Here is an 18,975-nt window from a genome sequence, read left to right on the forward strand (position 1 = left end):
GCAAACGGGTTTAATGAAAAGTCGCTTTTCCCTGTTTAAACCCATCAGTGAAATCGTTGATTGATATCATGTCACTCACATTAGTGGTATAAGCACAATATAACTGGCTCAACGAAAAAGCAAAAATGATAAATGGTGATAAAAAATGCAATGGCTAGCAGATTACTGGTGGATAATTCCGCTTCTCTTGGTTGGACTGATTTGGAACTCTGTCAAAGAAATGATGAAGCTTGACCCTAAAAAGTTTCTTGATGATAAACCAGAGGTTCCTCCCCACAAAGATAATAACCACCTGTGGGATGATGAAGATGATTGGCCTAAGGACAAAAAGTAATCACCTTTTGAACAACCTCAGACAACAGCGCTGGCTGGTATTGCCTGACAAAAACACCAACCTGCTTTCGCACACGATTCAACCACTGTTTTTTGCCTGTTAGCTTGAATTCTTCGCATATTTGAGACAGTGGCTTACCCTGTTCGAAATAATGTCTTAAAAGAGGGGCGGGATCAGAATATTGAGCTAAAAAGCGCAAAATAGCACTTTGGCTGGCTGAAACTGGGCGCTTAAATTCACTAAAACCAATAAGTTCAACCCAATCTTCTTGAGTAAGTTGTTGATCATCCGTTGAATAAAGGGGGAAATCTGCTAAATCTTTTCGCCAGTAAAGATCCCTTTGAAGCAGGATTTTACCGTGCTCGCATAATTGCTTAGCGTTTGGGGAAAGCGGTAAAATCGCCATCGCTGTATAGCACCCGCTACTCGCTTCTTTCTGTGACCCAATACGAAGCAAACTAAACCCTGCTTTTTGCCAAAATGCATATAAATCAGGCGTTAAGCCAAAACTAACAGAAAGAAAATCAATATTTTGTACGATACAATCCTGCTTTTGTTGTTCAACTAATGTCAAACCAATTTGCTGCCGACGATAATGTGTATCGACAGCAATGCGCATCACCCTTCGCGACTTCCACTGTGCTGCCTGCGGAAAATAACTATGCGCTGCTAACGATTGAGCGACTAGATTCCCTCTAGGGCGACGTAAACCCGCCCAAATTTGCCAACTTAATGATTCATCTAATAACCCCTCATCCACCATCCATAGTGCAGCTAAATAGTTTTCATCCATTTGTTGGCTAGAGGCGGCCATGAAATGCTGTTTGTTTGCATCCAATAAACGACGTAAATCTAATGGTGATGTTCGATAATGAGCACTCATTAATAAACCATAAAATGCGGTTAATTTACGCTCATTTTTTGCCAATTCGTCCTGGCTAATTGATTGATATTCAATAATCGAATGCGAAATCAAAGTTGAATTTGGTTCTTGCAATAACAGTGCTTGATTTAGCCATTTTTCTAGCGGGTCATGGCGTGCAAAACGAATCGGCTCGTCAAGATTTAAAGACGTAAAATTGGGTAAGCTTGCACAAAACTTCAACACAAAACCGCGTCCTGTACCTTCATAGCCATCAACCGTGGTCGTTAATAACACACGAGGAAAATAATTAACTAATTGACGTAATATATAGTTCGGGATAGCAGCGGCCTCATCGATAACCAACCAATCTGCGGTTATTTTATGACCCGATTGACAATAAGCGAGTAAAGCATCTGGCGCCCAAAAATGCAGTGGTTTAACCGCATGTTGTGCAAGCACTTCAGTGGAGACTTTAGCGGGGGCACAGCACCAACATTCCCCTTGCCATTGTTGTATTAGCTGACCTGCCACCGTCGATTTTCCACGGCCTCTTGGTGCAATAATCCCCCAAATTCCTTTTGAAGCTGATAATAGTTGGTTTAAGACCTGCTGCTGTTGTGCTGTTAATTTCCCAGTTGGTGGTAACCAAACAGGGCTATTGTTCAGTAATTTTACGCGTACTGTATTACTTTGCTGATAAACGATGACATCATCAGAGGCGCACATAGCACGTTGCAAATGACGCACAAAATTGGGTGTTGGGATCATGCCATGCTGTTCATTCCAGCGCAGACTGTCAATATCTAGGTGATTAGGCCATGTCTCTTGCGCTACCGTGCAAAAAACCAGCAAACTACCTGCCTTGAGTGAGCCTGCTTGCATTGCAAGTGCTTCACTATGAATTCCCTTGCGTGCATCAAAAATACCATGCAAGAATTCACGTCCTAACAATAAGTGAGCATTCTCAGGCAACACACTATTTGGTAAATCAGAGGAAAGTGTCAGCCAATCCCCTGTTAAGGAGGTTTGTAGTTCACCTAACCGCTGAGTAATCCATTCATCGTCGCCAGATAAAACCAATAAGCGGCGAAAACCCAATATACGCAGCTGGTCTACGCAGGCAGACAGCAAATCATTCATAACGTAATTAAGACTTCCCAATTAATAGCGACAATATCCCTGCGGCAATCAAAGGCCCAACAGGAACACCTCTAAATAATGCAACACCAATCACGGTGCCAACAAGCAGTCCAGCGACGGTAGAGGGTTGATTTGACATTAACGCGACCCCGCGGCTCCCTAACCAGGAAACCGCGATACCAATGACGATTGCCAGAATGGATTTCCAATTTAAAAATGAGCCCAATACTTCGCTCGCGCTGATTTTACCACTTGCAATGGGAGCCATTACCCCAATAGTTAAAATCAGGATCCCGATGGTTAATCCATACTTTTCAATCCAAGGAAAATAATTATTTAGTGGTGTTATTCGTACAACCAATAAAAATAACATGGCAAGTGTTACTGTCATATTATGGCTAATTATTCCTAACCCAGCTAAGACCAAAAGAATGATTAATGTGGGGTCAACGTGACTCATAGATTTTTCCCTGTAGAACTGGCAATTTTTTGTGAGTAGCAAAATAACTTATTTTAAAACATGTTATTGGGTCATTAGTTAAGAAGCAAATAATTACATCAACTCTTTTTGTTATTAGCCATATTCACTATTAAATCTGTGTTTTTATTCACCTAAACATGAAGTTTCAAATACGCATGAGTAACAATGGGGAATTTTGATACAAATAAGCATCAAAAACTCCAGAGTGGGATATGATTAAAACTCGCGTCACGCGCCTCTTAATGAATTTCCGTCTCCCAGTATAATCCATGGCAAACGAGCAAAATGAAAAAATAAACCATGACTGCACTGGAATTTCACTGCCCGATAAAAACCTTAAGCTAAATTCTCGGAATATTCATCACTCTTTATTTTTTTATCTGCCTTTATTTTTGATTTTCCTCACGATAAACACCAACTCGTAGAGGGTTTTCCTGAAGTTTGCATCACATGTCTTATCCCCCCAGAAACGCATCAATTATTGCGTATAATGCCCCAGAGTAATCAATACACAAAAACTTATAACCTAGCATTATTTATCATTTTAATGTTTTACATGCTTGTGCGACATTCAGCACAATTTCAACTCTAGGATTGAAAACATGACCCAAGCATTACCCTTTTATTCAAATGCACGTTTTATTGCGATCCGTTTGCTTCCAGGTGACGACGTTTTATTAACCTTAAGAAAACAGATTGCCCTACATGGGTTCCAAGCCGCCTTTATTGCAGGTTGTGTAGGGAGCCTTACCAATGTTGCGTTACGTTTTGCTGGCCAAGAAGATACCGACCATATCTGTGGCAAATTTGAAATTGTTTCGTTAATTGGCACCTTAGAAGCCAATGGTGAACACCTGCATTTATCCGTTTCGGATGAAAAAGGCCACATGCGAGGCGGTCATATGATGCCTGGCTGTAGTGTTAGAACAACATTGGAATTAGTCATTGGCGAGCTTGAAAATATTGCCTTTACACGGGAACCCTGCCCCCTTTCTGGTTATGAAGAACTTGTTGTTATTTCACGCTAATTTTTCTATTTTATTTTGCAAGGAATCGTTTTTTATGAGTAAACCATCGTTTGTTTCCAGCCGCATCCTAACGCTAATTGTTTTTTCAATTGCGATCAATATGGTTGTAGGCCAATTAAGCTCCATGTTAAAGCTGCCTATTTTTCTTGATTCTATCGGAACATTAATTTGTGCCTTACTCGCAGGGCCTTGGGCTGCTCTCACTAGCGGATTATTGACCAACTTATTATGGGGACTTCTAAGTGGTCCAATCGCAGCAGCTTTTGCCCCCGTTGCAATGATGATAGGTTTAAGTGCTGGCCTTTTAGCACGTGCAGGTGGTTTTCGCACATTACCAAGAGTGATTTTATCAGGCGTTGTGATCACCTTTGCGTTAATGATTGTTGCTGTGCCAATTCGAACGTATTTATTTGGCGGCACAACAGGTAGTGGTGCCGATTTCTTTGTCGCCTATTTCCATGCTGTGGGTGATAACTTACTTGAATCCGTTGCTATCACCGTTTTAGGGGCAAATATTGCCGATAAGATCATCTCAGCGCTCGTCGCATGGTTATTAGTTCGACAATTACCTGAACGTGTACAACGCAACTACCCTAATATGGCAAAGGTCCGCTAGATGCACCCGTTTACCTCACTGACGTTGTGGCTTTGGCTCAGTGCCAGTGCATTGCTATTACCGCTAGACTGGCCATTGATTCTGCTGGGGTGTAGCACATTTCTTGCTTTACTATCATGGCCCCCAGCTCGCCCTCGCTGGAAAATTGTTGCATGGTTTATGATCCCAATGGCATTAGGTTTATGGCTAATACATGGAGGGTGGTTCGCACAACTGCTGACAGGTGAAACACTGAAAAATAGCCGACCTGAGTTTGCTTTAGCCTTATGGTTTAAGTTGCTAACAATTATCAGTTGTTCACAACTTTGGCTGCAATATGTACCCACTGAGCGGTTTATCCGTGCTTTATTTGCTAGCAGACTACCTGCTAGCTTCTCTTACCTCTTTGCTGGACCTCTCTTACTTGTCGAGCAACTTAAGCAACAGTTGAAGACAATTCGTGAAGCACAGTTAGCACGAGGCGTCCCCCTTGATGGCAACTTTTGGGAGCGGTGTATTTCATTACCTGCCATGTTGTTCCCATTAGCCAGTAATGCCCTAAGCGAGCTAAGTATTCGTGGGGCAGCGCTGGATATGCATGCGTTTCGCTATAGCACCAAACGCACGACATTGAACCCACCGGCGGATAGCTATTCGCAAGTTATATTACGTTACAGTCTGTTATTATTGATATTTATTGAAGGTGGATTAGCTCTGTGGTGGTAAATTTACAGCAAATGCAATTTATTCCCCAAGGTGCACAGCACCCGTTACTGGGGCCCATTGACCTCCAGCTTAATGCAGGCCAATGGCTTTGCGTATTGGGAGGAAATGGCAGTGGAAAAAGCACATTAGCACAGATTCTTGCTGGTTGGCATGGGGACTTATTACATGGTGAGTTAACAGGGATAGCCGATGTATTACAACAACCGCTAGTAAATAACGTATTAGTCCAAGCGTCTGTTACACGCCAACTTATTCAGCAATCCCCTCAGTTACAGCTTTCTGGCTGCACATTTACCGTCGAACAAGAAATTGCCTTTGGCCCCGAAAACTTAGGCTTGTCACCCGATGAAATCGCGCAACGTGTCGAACATGCCATCGCATTCACTTTTTGTGAGCCACTCAGGCATCGGCACCCTGCAACCTTATCGGGTGGAGAAGCTCAACGTGTTGTTTTGGCAAGTGCCCTTGCGATGCGTCCCCAATTATTGTTGTTAGATGAAGCTTTTAGTCGATTGACCCCCAGTGCGACACAGCGCCTATTGTCTCAATTGAAACACTATTCAATTCACACCAATTGCTGCATCATATTATTTGAGCGTAATTTATTGCCCGCTATCAATTACTGTGAAGACTACCTTTTACTCAGTAGCGGTGAGGCATTTTCTGAAGCAGGGAGAATGCTCTCCAGTGGTGCCTTAGAATCGATTTTCCCAAGCTCAATCGCCACAATTAATATGCCCGATGCATGGCGTGCGATTGGGGAGTTAATTAACCTCGGCGAATGGCAAAGTTCAATCCCTCGTGATGAAACACAATTAATTGATGCATTTAAGGTGTTATATGCTACAACTCAATAACGTCAGTTACCGCTGGCCAAGCTCAAATATCGATAATATTTCTGATTTATCATTCAATGTACAGGCTAGTGAATGGGTTGCGCTTGTTGGTGATAATGGCGCAGGGAAATCGACACTTTTGCGACTTTTAGCGGGGTTATTATCCCCTAACCAAGGTGATTTACTGCTACATAACCAGCCCCTCGCACAATTAACGACCCCTCAACGCGCTAACCAAGTCGGTATCTTATTTCAAGAGGCGGAAAAGCAAATTTTCCACAGCACAGTAAAAGCCGAAGTCGCATTTGGATTAAAACGAAAAAAGCTACCAAAAGAGATCATTACTGAACGTGTACAAGATGCGTTGGAAGCTTGCCACTTAACTGATGTTGCGGACAAACACCCACTCGACCTGCATGCAGGACAACGAAGAATGGTTGCGGTCGCCTGTTTAGAAGCCGTCTCGCCATCACTAATCTTACTCGACGAGCCAAGCCGTGACTTCGATGCGTTATGGATACAGCGGTTTGAAAATTGGTTGAATTTACAACGAATTAAAGGTACCACTATTGTGACTATTAGCCATGATTTTGACTTTGTGGCGCGTCATTTTAAACGGGTGCTACATTTATCCCATGGAAAACTGATTGCAGATGGCTCACCAATAGAGGTGCTCAATCATCATACATTACAAGTTGAGTCTGAGCTCCCTGCTCCAACTTTGATTTCATTGAGCCAAAAATTGGCACTATCAACCGCATCCGTCACACCGAAAGCATGGGTTAAAAATTTTCTTCATCTTGATTAGATAAAAAAATAGCCTGCTAAGCAGGCTAAAGTCATTCTATTTTATAGGAAATAATTAATCTAATTGAACCCCGATGCGGCGCGCAACTTCTTCATAAGCTTCAATCAAACCACCAAGGCTTTGGCGAAAACGGTCTTTATCCATTTTGTTTAGTGTTTCTTTATCCCACAAACGGCTACCATCAGGGGAAAACTCATCACCCAGAACCACTTGGCCGTTAAATAAACCAAACTCCAATTTAAAATCAACTAAAATCAAACCTGCATCTGCAAAAATCTTGCTTAATACATCATTAGCTTTGTAGCTAAGCTCACGCATTTTAGCGAGATTTTCTTTGCTCACCCAGCCAAACGTTTCGCAGTAAGATTCGTTAACCATTGGGTCGTGTTTAGCATCGTCTTTTAAGAACAGGTCAAATAGTGGTGGGTTTAATACCATCCCTTCTTCAACACCTAAACGCTTCACTAATGAGCCCGCAGCACGGTTACGGATCACGCACTCAACTGGCACCATGTCTAACTTTTTGACCAGTGCTTCGGTGTCGGACAGTAACGCTTCCATTTGTGTTGGAATACCCGCTTCTTCTAACTTACTCATAATGAAGTGGTTAAACTTGTTATTGACCATGCCTTTACGGTCAAATTGCTCGATACGCTCACCATCGAGTGCTGATGTATCATTACGGAATTCCAGAACTAACAGATCAGGATCCTCAGTGGTATAGACAGTTTTTGCCTTGCCACGATACAACTCAGCTTTCTTTTGCATCTTACACACTCCAGAGATGTGATTAAACTATAGAGAAAAACAATAGGTGAATAGATTTTGTGACGCTGTTTTGCAGAACACAAAATTAACGGAAAATAGAAAACAGATGAAAATGCCTTTTCTCAGTTAATTTTTTGCTCTGTTTCAGTCAACTAACCATCAAACCGCATCGTTAATCTAACTTACTGATATTCAATATTTTATCTTTCAATGCCTATTATGATAATAAAATTTCACGTTTGACGCAAACGATTACTTAATGATAAACACTGATTTTTTGTCCATTTGTTTTTCTATTATAAGTCATCGTTAACAATGGGAGACGTTAAAATGAAGTATCCGCCTTTAATTTGCTAATAACTAATTAGCTAGCTATATCTTTGATAACAAAAGGAAGCGGCATAATGAATAAACTGATTAATAATCAGAGTTATTATTTGGATTGGTTCAATGGTGATTGACTAATAACAACTAATTTATGTGGATGAATATCCTTGTCTTTCCCCCAGTACACGTCTATCCAGTTAAGGTAAAAATCCTCCATATTGGCAATACGAGCAAGGGACCTCTCTTCTTCTTCGCCATTAGATGCGTAGACAAAGTAATTTTGACTAAAAGCCCAACTGATCATCGTTTCCCAAAAACGCTGTCCAGCATCGGTTTGTTCTTCATCAGTAACCATGATGGAATAAGAATTAAGTAAGTTAATGAAAAACTGACGAGGTAAATCTTTAATTATTTCAACATGGTTATATGCGCTACTGCGCCACACTTTAACCTGAGTACAGGTGGTTTTCCCTATTACGATGTCCCGTCGAAACCGCAGTTCGACCAAATACACTGTTTCGGGCTTCTCACCTTCTGCAATTAAGCGATATTGATCCTTCGTTCGTGATTTCACTAAACGGTAACCTTTGGGTAAAACAAAACCAGGGAGTACAAATTCACTCACACCTTCTGCTAAAAAATGTAGGGTATCTTCTACATTTCGGCGGTTGATGCGTAATTTTTGGTTAAATTCTGTCCCTGAAATTTTCCTTGGCATAATATCGTTGCTACCGTTTTGTGTGGGTTTCGTCGAGTGATTATGCACGTATTGCCTCTGCGGTGTGATTGATATTAAATGAAGTATATCCGAAAAATTGCTGATGATAAATTCATCAAAATATACGCGACGTGTATCGATTATTAAAATAAATAATCGATCACTGTTATATTTTTCCCATAAAAAAACCGTGGCTAATCGCGCCACGGTTCTATTTTTAACCATCAAAACTGAGTGATTATTTTTTTGTTGGGGCTTTACTGAACGCCGCTTTTAATGCTGCAACCATTTCGTCATTTTGTTTCTGCGTTAATGCAACGCCTTTTGTCGAAATAAACTGCAACGTACTACGGTTGTTTAAGTCGCCCACTTGCACTTTATAGTCTGCTTCAGGCACAGTTGGGTCATCAATACCCAACGCTTGCCACTCAGAACTACTTAAACCTTTATAAGTCACCATCACTGAACCCGTTGAGCGCGTGCGGTCACCGACTTTCATCCCCACGCTTTCTAAGGTGTGCGGTAAACGTTCCCATACAGCATCAAACGGTGCACGGACAACAATCAGCGGTAAACCAGTATCATCACTGCCAGTTTGCACATCAATGATGCCATAAGCGTTTTGCAGGCTATTTTTATTTGAGGTATCACGTAACGCATACAAGTTGTCAGTTAATTCATTTAATAACAATTTGTTATAACGTTGAATTTCAACAACATCCGTAATGGTTTCATCACCTTGACGCATACCTAAGTTAGTCACCGTCAAGGCTATCATGCCATTCTCAGGTTTAACTGACACTTTATGACGACTTTCCATCGGAATGTTTTCGTCAGCACGCGTCCATTTTACCCAATCAGTTTCAATGGAGTGAGTACCGTCATCTTTCGATGAAACTGGAATGTTACGTTGCTCTAAGATCATCGTAACTTGTGACCATAAAGCACTATTTTCAGGTGTGTTTTCTAGCAACAAACGACTTGCATCAGCGCTATTTTCCGTGCGCGAACCAGCTAATTGCGAAATCGTCAGTACTGGTGGACGAATATCTAACGCTTTCCCAACTGGACCTGTTGAGGTCGTTTTTGGAATGTCGTACTCACCATTTTGTGCAGGCAATGTAATCCCTTGCGGCACATTTAATACTTTCAATGGCGCGGTGTTAAGGTATTCCTCATCACCACTGACCTGACGTTTATAGCGCTGATCGCTGGAGCAGGCTGCCAGTAACACCACAAGTGACAGGCCAGCAACCTTCATAACCTTCGATTTTTGCAATAATGTTGCCATTAAAATTCCCTAAATTTTACAGTAACCCAGCGAGTTTTAAAGCGTCCTCAACTTTTTGCTGGCCTGCTGCAGTTAACGGTGTCATTGGTAACCGTAATGTCCCGTCGGCAATCAGACCTAAGCGATGACAACCCCATTTCGCTGGAATTGGATTCGGTTCAACAAATAACTGTTGGTGTAAGCCCATCAGTTTTTTATTTAATTCACGCGCCTCAGTATATTTGCCTGCAAGCGCTAAGTCACACATTTTTACCATCTGAGCCGCAGCAACGTTCGATGTCACTGAAATAACGCCCTTTCCACCCAGTTGCATGAAATCAAGTGCGGTCGCATCGTCACCCGTTAATAGCACAAAATTATCATCAACCAGCTCTTTGATTTGATGAACACGTGCTAAGTTCCCTGTCGCCTCTTTAATTGCGACAATATTCGCCAATTTTGCTAAACGACCCACAGTTTCTGGCAGCATATCGCAGCCTGTACGTGATGGTACATTATAGAGAATTTGTGGCAAGCTCGTGTTTTCTGAAATTGCTTTAAAGTGTTGATATAACCCTTCTTGTGAAGGCCTATTATAATAAGGTGTTACGGTCAGGCAAGCAACTACACCACTGTTTTCAAAATCATTTGTGAGTGAAATAGCTTCTGCTGTTGCATTTGCTCCCGCCCCGGCAATAATCGGGATACGACCATCAGCAAGCTCTAATGTTGCCTTCACAACATCCACATGTTCTTTATGCGTTAAGGTTGCTGATTCACCAGTAGTACCAACAGAAACGATAGCCGTTGTGCCGCTTTCCACATGGTAATCGACCAATTTTTTTAAGCTAGCTTTATCTAAACGCCCTGCTGAATCCATTGGTGTGATAACTGCGACAATACTTCCTGTTAAAAATTCTTTGTAGTTTGCGTTTCCATTAGCCATAGCGATACCCCTTAAATAATTGAACCTCCATGTTACGTTTTCATTTCCAAGAAGAAAACCACCCAACAGCAAGATTTTAATGAATTTTGTTAATGCCAACAGAGTTAACTTAAATAGAAGTAATAATTCACTGACTTTTCTCGCAAGAGTGAATGACGCCTCTTGGCAGATGTCACTTTTTATGGTTTCCTTACTCCCAGTGGCCGTCAGTTTTTATAGTCTCGATTTAAGGCTATATTCTAATCAAATATTTAACTGGCATAATCAAAAAAATAAGGAATAGACTTTGCCTAAGACTGAACAGCAATTTCTTGTCATTACTGCGCTGGGAACAGATCGTCCGGGCATCGTGAACACCATTACACGCATTGTTAGTGAGTGTGACTGTAATATTGAAGATAGTCGCTTAGCGATGTTTGGCAAGGAATTCACCTTCATTATGATGTTATCTGGCAGTTGGAATGCAATTACCTTGCTTGAGGCAACCTTGCCCCCTAAGGGAGCCGAGCTCGACTTGCTGATTGTCATGAAGCGAACTCAGAGTGTTCAAATAACTTATTATCCATCCACAGTTACTGTGAATGTCGTTGTCGATGATGCACCTCGAATTGTCGAGCAATTCACAAATTTATTTACAACTTCGCAATGTAATATCGCAGAACTTGTTTCTAAGACTCAACCAGCCAATAATAATATGCCTGCTCAACTGGAAATTCAGATTACTGCACATGACCCGTTGGACGATAATGGCATAATTATAAAGAATAAATTTCAACAACTATGTACAATGCTAAATGCCACAGGCAATATCAGTATTGTTAACAACCCCAATATGCAGAGTTAACGGAGATATATGTAATGAACCCATTGAAAGCCGGTGATAAGGCGCCACAATTTAGCCTTCCTGACCAAGATGGTGAGATCATCAATCTTTCTGATTACCAGGGTCAGCGCGTATTAGTTTACTTTTACCCAAAAGCGATGACTCCCGGCTGTACAGTTCAAGCGTGCGGCTTGCGTGATGAGATGGATACACTCAAAGCAAAAGGCGTCGAAGTGTTAGGGATTAGCACTGACAAGCCAGAGAAACTGTCGCGTTTCGCTGAAAAAGAAATGTTGAATTTCACACTGTTATCCGATGAAGACCACCAAGTGTGCGAGCAATTTGGGGTTTGGGGCGAAAAACAATTTATGGGGAAAACCTACGATGGAATTCACCGTATTAGTTTCTTAGTCGACCCAACAGGGAAAATCGAACACGTTTTTGATGATTTCAAGACCACCAACCACCACGAAATCGTTCTTGCGTACATCAACGCAAACGCATAATACTTTATAATTCAATAGTGCTGTATCCCATACAGCACTATGATTGACTGCTTATTTAGCCGCTTCTACAGGCTCTTCTGGCCAAACATGGATAACTGCTTTAATTAACGTCGCCAACGGGATAGCAAAGAATACGCCCCAAAAGCCCCACAACCCGCCAAATACTACCACGGACAAAATAATCACCAATGGGTGCAAGTTAACAGCCTCTGAAAATAACAATGGCACCACAACGTTGCTATCCAGCCCTTGAATGACCAAATAAACTAACATCAGATACCAAAATTCACTGCCAACACCGTATTGGAATAACGCAACAATAACCACAGGAATGGTGGCAGCGACTGCACCAATATAGGGAATGAGAACGGCGACCCCGACTAGCACCGATAGCAACACCGCATAGCGCAAATCGAAATAAGCAAAACATAAATAGGTTGCGACGCCGACAATCACCATCTCCGTCACTTTGCCGCGCAGATAGTTAGTGATCTGCCCGTTCATTTCTATCCACACTTTTCCTACCAACAAACGGTTTTTAGGTAGTAATTTTAAGAAACTGCGACTAATACGTTCTTTATCTTTTAGTAGAAAAAAGGTCATTAATGGCACTAACACTAAATACACCGCAAGGGAAAAAATGCCAATTAATGATGCTACAGACGCCTTAACCACGGAATCAGCAATCCCAGACAAACGGCTACGTAAGTTATCAGCCATCATATCTATAATCCCAACATCGACTAATGCAGGGTATTGCTCCGGGAGTTTTTGAGCAAACTCATTGAAGCGATTAACCATATTGGGGAGATCGGCCATCAAATTAATACCTTGCTGCCATGCCGTTGGCGCAATAATTAAAATAACCATGGCACTTATTCCTGCAAACAAGGTCAAAATAATACTCACGGCAAGTGCGCGGGATAACCCTGCGCGCTGTAGCATATTTGTTGGCCATTCAAGTAAATACGCCAAGGCAATTGCCACCAGCAATGGAGCCAGTATACTGCTGAAAAAGAAGATGATCACAAAACCTGAGACCAATAATGTAAACAGTGCCACGGCTTGTGGATCGGCAAAACGCCGACGGTACCATTGTAAAAACAATTCCAGCATGTATTGCTCCTGGGGAATTAATGCGAAGGACAGTTCCTAAATTAACGAAAATTATACCGAATAACAGATTTTACGATAGCTTTTGCTATCATGTGTTTTAAACTTTTCGAGTTATTTGATGCCTTGTGTTTATGTACTCGAAATAAAGTTGGTACTTACCCTAAATTTTAAACGTTGTATGGGACACTCACGCTTCATGAAAAAAAAATTGAAATACCCATTATTGGCTTTCATGATCGCTGCACTCGTCAATGGTGCGGTTTTGCCTGCTTATAGTGCAATTGAAGATACCTTACCCGACATCGGTACCACTGCGGGTGGCACACTTAGTATTAATCAAGAAATTATTATGGGTGATGCCATTACCCGGCAAATTCGCGCCAGCACACCACTAATTTACGATCCCTTGCTAACTCAGTATGTTAACAAGATTGGCATGCGTTTAGTGAAGAATGCGGACTCAGTTAAAACCCCGTTTAAGTTTTATTTAGTCAATAACCCAAATATTAACGCCTATGCTTATTTTGGCGGCAACGTGGTGCTGCACTCCGCATTATTCCGTTACAGCCAAAATGAAAGCCAGCTAGCTTCTGTTATGGCCCACGAAATTTCTCACGTCACGCAAAGGCACCTTGCGCGAATGATGGAAGACCAAAAAAGCACCACGCCGTTAGCGATTGCGGGGACAATTGGCTCACTCCTTTTAGTCATGGCCAACCCACAAGCGGGTTTTGCTGCACTAACAGGTACGATGGCGGGTGTGCAACAGGGTAGAATTAGCTTCACACAAGCGAATGAGCAAGAAGCGGATCGCATTGGGCTGCAAACATTGCGCCGTTCGGGTTTTGACCCTCATGCAATGGCGGATTTTATGCAAACCATGGCAGATCAAACGCGCTATATGTCTAAACCGCCTGAAATTTTGTTAACGCACCCCCTGCCCGATAGCCGTTTAGCGGATGCACGTAACCGTTCAAGTCAGTTACCCAAAGCCAGTGTGCCTTCATCATTAGATTTTATGTTAGCCCGTGTACGTATTTTAGCCATGTATGGCACAGAGCAAAAGCATGCCCTTGACCAGATCATCGAAAATTACGAAAAAGGTTCGCAAAACGAACAGCTCGCTGCGCAATATGGTAAAGCTCTGATCCTTTCACAGGATAAAAAATATGCAGATGCAGGTAAAATTCTCACTGAATTATTAAATAAACAACCCGATAACCCGTGGTTTATCGATAGCATGACAGATGTTGATATCGAGCAAAATCAAGCAACTAAAGCCATCACACGCCTGCAAGGTGCACTGAAAAAATCACCGAAAAACACGGTGTTTATTGTTAACTTAGCGAACGCATTAATCAACAACCATCAGTATAAAGAAGCGACCACGTTACTGAACAAATACACTTTTGATTATCCTGATGACCCAATTGGTTGGGATTTGTTGGCTGAAGCATCAGCGAAACAAGGCAATCGCCCCGAAGAACTCGCGGCTTATGCAGAAGGCCTCGCACTACGCGGTGGTTATGACACAGCAATCAACTATTTAAGTGATGCCAGCCGCCAAAGCCGTTTAGGCAGTTATGAACAACAACGCTACGATGCACGTATCGATGCATTGAGAAAACTACAATTACGTGATGAAAATGCAAAACCGTAAGGACTCAAAAATGACGGATTCAATTAAGATTTACCATAACCCGCGTTGCTCTAAAAGCCGTGAAACCTTAGCGCTTTTAGAAGAAAAAGGGATCGCACCAACGGTGGTTGAATACTTAAAAACGGCACCAACTGCTACTGAAATTAAAAAATTATTGAAAATGTTAGGTTTTAAAGATGCGCGTCAATTAATGCGTACGAAGGAAGACCTGTATAAAGAATTGAATTTAAGCGATGACAGCTTAACGCAGGATCAACTCATTAAAGCGATGCATGAAAACCCTAAATTGATTGAACGCCCTATTGTGGTTAAGGGTGATAAAGCCCGTTTAGGTCGTCCACCTGAGCAAGTGTTAGAGATTTTGTAAAAATCCCTCTTAATAAGCAAAAACCAGTCTCACTGAAAAATTAAGACTGGTTTTTTTGTTATTTCTGGCCTTTATATTCCATATAGCTCAGTATGGTTAAAAAAAAAGCAGTGGAAAAGCCCACTATATTTGAAATTATTATTGCTTCAATAAAACCACTTTTACCATAAGAAAATTCACCAACCTTATAGAGTATATTTAATTGGTTAATTAATTGGCTTATGACTATAACGCAAAAAAAAACAACAAATAAACTTAAATAAAAATAGATAAAGTACAACAAGATTTTCATTTATTCATTGTCTCCTTTTAAGTTGTCATCTATATTTTTCTTCGTTAATTCTGATGATACAGCACCCGTAGCACTACCAATAATATTAGGGTACTTAGATTGTTTTGGCGGAGCAGATATGGATGGCATATGTGTTAAAAATCGTTCTTTCAGCCCACTAGACCACGTATTCATTTTCTTATCTAATAAAATAAAACCTATATATTCCCTTTCATTTATGATTGAGTTTCCTGGCTTTGTTTTATCGTAAAGAAAAATCTAAAATATTCTTTTTTTATAGTCAACTAACCATATCTTTTATATTTATTATTTTAAATACCATTGCCGTTCAAACTTAAGGCTATATTAATCATTAAGACAGTTGTATTATTATAACTTCAAAATATCTTTTACAAACGGAATGGTGAGTTTGCGTTGGGCAACAATCGAGGCGTGATCGAGCTTGTTGAGAATATCAAACAACGTACCCATTTTTCTGTCGAGGCGTTTAAGCACAAAACGGCATACATCTTCAGGCAATTCAAAACCACGCATACGAGCACGTAATTGTAAGGCGTAGATTTTATCTTCATCACTTAATGGATGCAGTTTGTAAATCTGCCCCCAGTCGAGACGAGAAGCTAGATCAGGCAGTTTAAGGTCAATTTGACGAGGAGGACGATCACTGGTGATCAACAAACAGGTACGGCCAATTTCGAGAATACGATTATATAAATTAAACATCGCCATTTCCCATTCATCATCCCCTGCTATGCATTGAATATTATCAATACACACCAGTGATAGGTTTTCCATACCTTCAAGGACATCAGGCACAAAATAAGCGCGTTTATCTAAAGGAACATAGCCAACAGCAATGCCTTGCTCTGAAAGCTCTGCGCACGCAGCATGGAGTAAATGGCTTTTTCCGCCACCTTCACGTGACCAATAATAAATATAGCTACCATGTGCTTGATTGATTGCAGATTTTATAGCAGACAGCAACGCTTCATTTTCCCCTGCATAAAAGCTGGCAAAGGTTTCATCATCGGGTAGATAAAGTGGTAGTGAAAGCTGTGATGGTGTGTTCAGAATCGCCTCTGGCTGTACAAATCAATTTTCGCTAAATAGTTTACCACAAAAAACGTGGATAGATGAACAGGATCCCGTTCAATTGCCGCTGCTTTAACCACAGCAGCAATTGTCAGAAATTAAAAAATGCGATTACTTATCGCTATTTAGCTCTTTAACTTCGCTGTTTACAAACTGTTTTTCAGGACGAACAAAAGTAATAAAACGGAACAGTAATGCCATAAAGATCCCGACGATAGTCGCTAATGCCATCCCTTTTAACTCAGCTTGGCCAATGTGAATAACCGCGCCACTCACCCCGATAATCAAGATCACAGAGGTTAAAATTAAGTTTTGTGGCTTATTATAATCAACCTTCGAATCAATCAGGACACGAATACCTGACGCGCCGATAACTCCGTACAGCAATAATGAAACGCCGCCCATCACAGGTACAGGCACTAATTGGATCGCAGCGGCTAATTTACCAATACACGATAACAAAATAGCGATAACCGCTGCCCCACCGATGACCCAAGTACTGTAAACCTTGGTAATTGCCATCACACCAATATTTTCACCGTACGTGGTGTTTGGCGTTGAACCAAAGAAACCAGATAACACCGTTGAAAAACCGTTAGCAAACATCGAGCGGTGTAAACCTGGGGATTTCATTAAATCGCGTTCAACGATATTAGCCGTAACCACTAAGTGGCCTACGTGTTCTGCGATAACGACTAATGCCGCAGGTAAGATGGTGAGAATGGCAAACCACTCAAAACGTGGGGTATAGAATGTTGGGATAGCAAACCAAGGTGCTTCAATCACTGGGGTAAAATCCACAATCCCCATAAAGTATGACAACGCATACCCCGTTAAAAAGCCAATTAAAATAGGGATAATCGATAAGAAACCACGGAACATGACCGCACATAAAATGGTCACCGATAATGTGGTTAATGAAATAATTAAAGTGTTAGTATCAACTGCCGCGCCATCTTTTGGCAGTAAACCTGCCATACCTGCCGCCGTTTGGGCAAGCTCTAAGCCGATAACCGCAACAATCGCCCCCATCGCCGCTGGTGGGAACATCACATTAATCCAGCCCCTTCCTGCCACTTTGACGATTAACGCCACAAGGCAAAACAGCACACCACAAATAATAAAACCACCCAATGCCAGTTCATAACCCAATGGCAGTAGAATTAATACGGGTGAAATAAAGGCAAAACTTGACCCTAAATAAGCAGGGATCTGCCCTTTACAGATAAATAAATAGATTAATGTACCAATTCCGTTAAACAGCAAGATAGTTGCTGGGTTTACACCAAACAGGATAGGTACGACAACGGTTGCGCCAAACATCGCAAAAAGATGCTGAAAACTCAGTGGAATAGTTTGTAGTAATGGTGGTCTTTCTTCAACACCAATCGTGCGACGTGTCATTTGAGCTTATCCCCTTTTAGCTATATTTATGCAAGTGGCCGAAGACTTGCAAACATTGATTTCATTTAATAAATCAAAAAAAAGCCGACTTCTCAGTCGGCTCATTTTTATTTAGTACCAAATATCTTATCGCCCGCATCACCGAGGCCTGGAACAATGTAACCTTCTTCATTGAGATATTGATCAATAGAAGCGGTATACAGTTCAACATCAGGGTGGACTTTTTCTAATGCTTTGATCCCTTCAGGTGCCGCAACTAAAACTAAAACTTTAATTGACTTACACCCTTCTTTTTTCAGTAAATCGATAGTTGCGATCATCGAACCGCCTGTTGCTAACATAGGGTCAACAACTAGCGCCATACGCTCATCGATATCTGAAGTCAGTTTTTGGAAATAAGGGACAGGCTGCAGTGTTTCTTCATCACGGTACACACCAACCACACTGATACGTGCGCTAGGAATACTTTCCAATACACCATTCATCATACCAATACCTGCACGGAGGATTGGGACTACAGTGATTTTCTTACCTTTAATTTGTTCTATTTCGACAGGACCACACCAACCATCAATAGTCACTTTTTCAGTTTCTAGGTCAGCGGTTGCTTCATAAGTCAGTAGGCTACCAACCTCTGAGGCCAGTTCACGAAAGCGTTTGGTGCTTATATCATGATCTCGCATCAGGCCAAGTTTATGTTTAACGAGAGGGTGTTTTACCTCAACGATCTTCATGGGTTTCTCCTACTATTTTAGACGCTGGCGGACAAAAAAATCGCGGGATTATAACTCTTTTAACCATGAATGCCACTAGATTACGTTTGATTTTGGTCAAAACATCAACGATTAGGCAAACTTTTTTAAAATAGTATAC

Annotated in this window: 20 protein-coding genes; 10 read left to right on the plus strand and 10 right to left on the minus strand. The window is 41.4% G+C overall.

The genetic code is table 11. The annotated features are described in order from the left end of the window. Positions 1-145 precede the first annotated feature (145 nt). Entirely contained in the window at positions 146-334 is a 189-nt protein-coding gene (locus KDJ85_RS05255; protein WP_047757402.1) for a YpfN family protein, read from the plus strand. Here the strand turns inward: KDJ85_RS05255 and KDJ85_RS05260 are convergent. Both KDJ85_RS05260 and KDJ85_RS05265 read right to left on the minus strand, forming a co-directional pair. Further along, on the minus strand, positions 318-2,339 hold the full coding sequence (locus KDJ85_RS05260) for a tRNA(Met) cytidine acetyltransferase TmcA (RefSeq protein ID WP_225818763.1): 2,022 nt from the start codon (positions 2,337-2,339) through the stop codon (positions 318-320). The two genes, KDJ85_RS05255 and KDJ85_RS05260, sit on opposite strands and share 17 nt — an antisense overlap. A 7-nt stretch (positions 2,340-2,346) precedes the next feature. Continuing rightward, positions 2,347-2,799, minus strand: coding sequence for a DUF441 domain-containing protein (locus KDJ85_RS05265; protein ID WP_225818764.1), 453 nt, complete (start codon positions 2,797-2,799; stop codon positions 2,347-2,349). A 623-nt stretch (positions 2,800-3,422) separates the two neighbouring features. On the opposite strand from KDJ85_RS05265, the gene KDJ85_RS05270 reads away from it, so the two are divergent. The 5 genes from KDJ85_RS05270 to KDJ85_RS05290 are packed head-to-tail and all read left to right on the plus strand — an operon-like array spanning position 3,423 to position 6,813. Beyond that, positions 3,423-3,848, plus strand: a complete 426-nt coding sequence (locus KDJ85_RS05270) for a PPC domain-containing DNA-binding protein (protein ID WP_225818765.1) — start codon at positions 3,423-3,425, stop codon at positions 3,846-3,848. Between the two features lie 34 nt (positions 3,849-3,882). Next, a complete protein-coding gene (locus KDJ85_RS05275; RefSeq protein WP_225818766.1) occupies positions 3,883-4,464 on the plus strand; it encodes an ECF transporter S component in 582 nt (193 codons plus the stop codon). Then, a complete protein-coding gene (locus KDJ85_RS05280; protein WP_225818767.1) occupies positions 4,465-5,169 on the plus strand; it encodes an energy-coupling factor transporter transmembrane component T in 705 nt (234 codons plus the stop codon). It abuts the gene before it with no gap. Beyond that, the gene (locus KDJ85_RS05285; protein ID WP_225818768.1) at positions 5,160-6,026 is read left to right on the plus strand and encodes an energy-coupling factor ABC transporter ATP-binding protein; all 867 of its coding nucleotides are present in this window, start codon (positions 5,160-5,162) and stop codon (positions 6,024-6,026) included. Before KDJ85_RS05280 ends, KDJ85_RS05285 begins: the two co-directional genes overlap by 10 nt. After that, entirely contained in the window at positions 6,010-6,813 is an 804-nt protein-coding gene (locus KDJ85_RS05290; RefSeq protein ID WP_225818769.1) for an energy-coupling factor ABC transporter ATP-binding protein, read from the plus strand. Before KDJ85_RS05285 ends, KDJ85_RS05290 begins: the two co-directional genes overlap by 17 nt. A 54-nt stretch (positions 6,814-6,867) precedes the next feature. Here KDJ85_RS05290 and purC read toward each other — a convergent pair whose 3' ends face one another. The 4 genes from purC to dapA all read right to left on the minus strand — a co-directional run bounded on the left by purC (position 6,868) and on the right by dapA (position 10,842). Next, on the minus strand, positions 6,868-7,581 hold the full coding sequence (purC, locus tag KDJ85_RS05295) for a phosphoribosylaminoimidazolesuccinocarboxamide synthase (RefSeq protein WP_206086563.1): 714 nt from the start codon (positions 7,579-7,581) through the stop codon (positions 6,868-6,870). A gap of 433 nt (positions 7,582-8,014) precedes the next feature. Further along, positions 8,015-8,674 (minus strand): hypothetical protein, encoded by a 660-nt coding sequence (locus KDJ85_RS05300; RefSeq protein ID WP_225818770.1) that lies wholly within the window; start codon positions 8,672-8,674, stop codon positions 8,015-8,017. Between the two features lie 190 nt (positions 8,675-8,864). Continuing rightward, positions 8,865-9,917: an outer membrane protein assembly factor BamC gene (gene bamC / locus KDJ85_RS05305; protein ID WP_225818771.1), complete on the minus strand. Its 1,053-nt coding sequence runs from the start codon at positions 9,915-9,917 to the stop codon at positions 8,865-8,867. Positions 9,918-9,933: 16 nt separating this feature from the next. Beyond that, positions 9,934-10,842: a 4-hydroxy-tetrahydrodipicolinate synthase gene (gene dapA / locus KDJ85_RS05310; protein WP_206086560.1), complete on the minus strand. Its 909-nt coding sequence runs from the start codon at positions 10,840-10,842 to the stop codon at positions 9,934-9,936. Positions 10,843-11,128: 286 nt separating this feature from the next. Between dapA and KDJ85_RS05315 the strand changes: the two genes are divergently transcribed. After that, positions 11,129-11,686: a glycine cleavage system transcriptional repressor gene (locus KDJ85_RS05315; protein WP_206086559.1), complete on the plus strand. Its 558-nt coding sequence runs from the start codon at positions 11,129-11,131 to the stop codon at positions 11,684-11,686. A gap of 14 nt (positions 11,687-11,700) precedes the next feature. Next, positions 11,701-12,171 (plus strand): thioredoxin-dependent thiol peroxidase, encoded by a 471-nt coding sequence (gene bcp / locus KDJ85_RS05320; protein WP_206086558.1) that lies wholly within the window; start codon positions 11,701-11,703, stop codon positions 12,169-12,171. A 51-nt stretch (positions 12,172-12,222) separates the two neighbouring features. Here bcp and KDJ85_RS05325 read toward each other — a convergent pair whose 3' ends face one another. Continuing rightward, positions 12,223-13,287, minus strand: coding sequence for an AI-2E family transporter (locus tag KDJ85_RS05325; protein ID WP_225818772.1), 1,065 nt, complete (start codon positions 13,285-13,287; stop codon positions 12,223-12,225). A gap of 196 nt (positions 13,288-13,483) precedes the next feature. Between KDJ85_RS05325 and bepA the strand changes: the two genes are divergently transcribed. After that, a complete protein-coding gene (gene bepA / locus KDJ85_RS05330) occupies positions 13,484-14,947 on the plus strand; it encodes a beta-barrel assembly-enhancing protease (RefSeq protein WP_206086556.1) in 1,464 nt (487 codons plus the stop codon). Between the two features lie 10 nt (positions 14,948-14,957). Beyond that, positions 14,958-15,314: an arsenate reductase (glutaredoxin) gene (gene arsC, locus KDJ85_RS05335; protein ID WP_225818773.1), complete on the plus strand. Its 357-nt coding sequence runs from the start codon at positions 14,958-14,960 to the stop codon at positions 15,312-15,314. Positions 15,315-15,975: 661 nt separating this feature from the next. Here the strand turns inward: arsC and hda are convergent. From hda to upp, 3 genes are all read right to left on the minus strand, one after another. Next, on the minus strand, positions 15,976-16,680 hold the full coding sequence (gene hda / locus KDJ85_RS05340) for a DnaA inactivator Hda (protein ID WP_275967690.1): 705 nt from the start codon (positions 16,678-16,680) through the stop codon (positions 15,976-15,978). 129 nt (positions 16,681-16,809) lie between these two features. Continuing rightward, positions 16,810-18,102, minus strand: coding sequence for a uracil permease (gene uraA / locus KDJ85_RS05345; RefSeq protein WP_225818774.1), 1,293 nt, complete (start codon positions 18,100-18,102; stop codon positions 16,810-16,812). Positions 18,103-18,209: 107 nt separating this feature from the next. After that, a complete protein-coding gene (upp, locus tag KDJ85_RS05350; protein WP_047757238.1) occupies positions 18,210-18,836 on the minus strand; it encodes a uracil phosphoribosyltransferase in 627 nt (208 codons plus the stop codon). Between the last annotated feature and the right edge of the window lie 139 nt (positions 18,837-18,975).

The sequence above is a fragment of the Providencia vermicola genome (assembly GCF_020381325.1).
GTDB classification, from domain to species: domain Bacteria; phylum Pseudomonadota; class Gammaproteobacteria; order Enterobacterales; family Enterobacteriaceae; genus Providencia; species Providencia vermicola.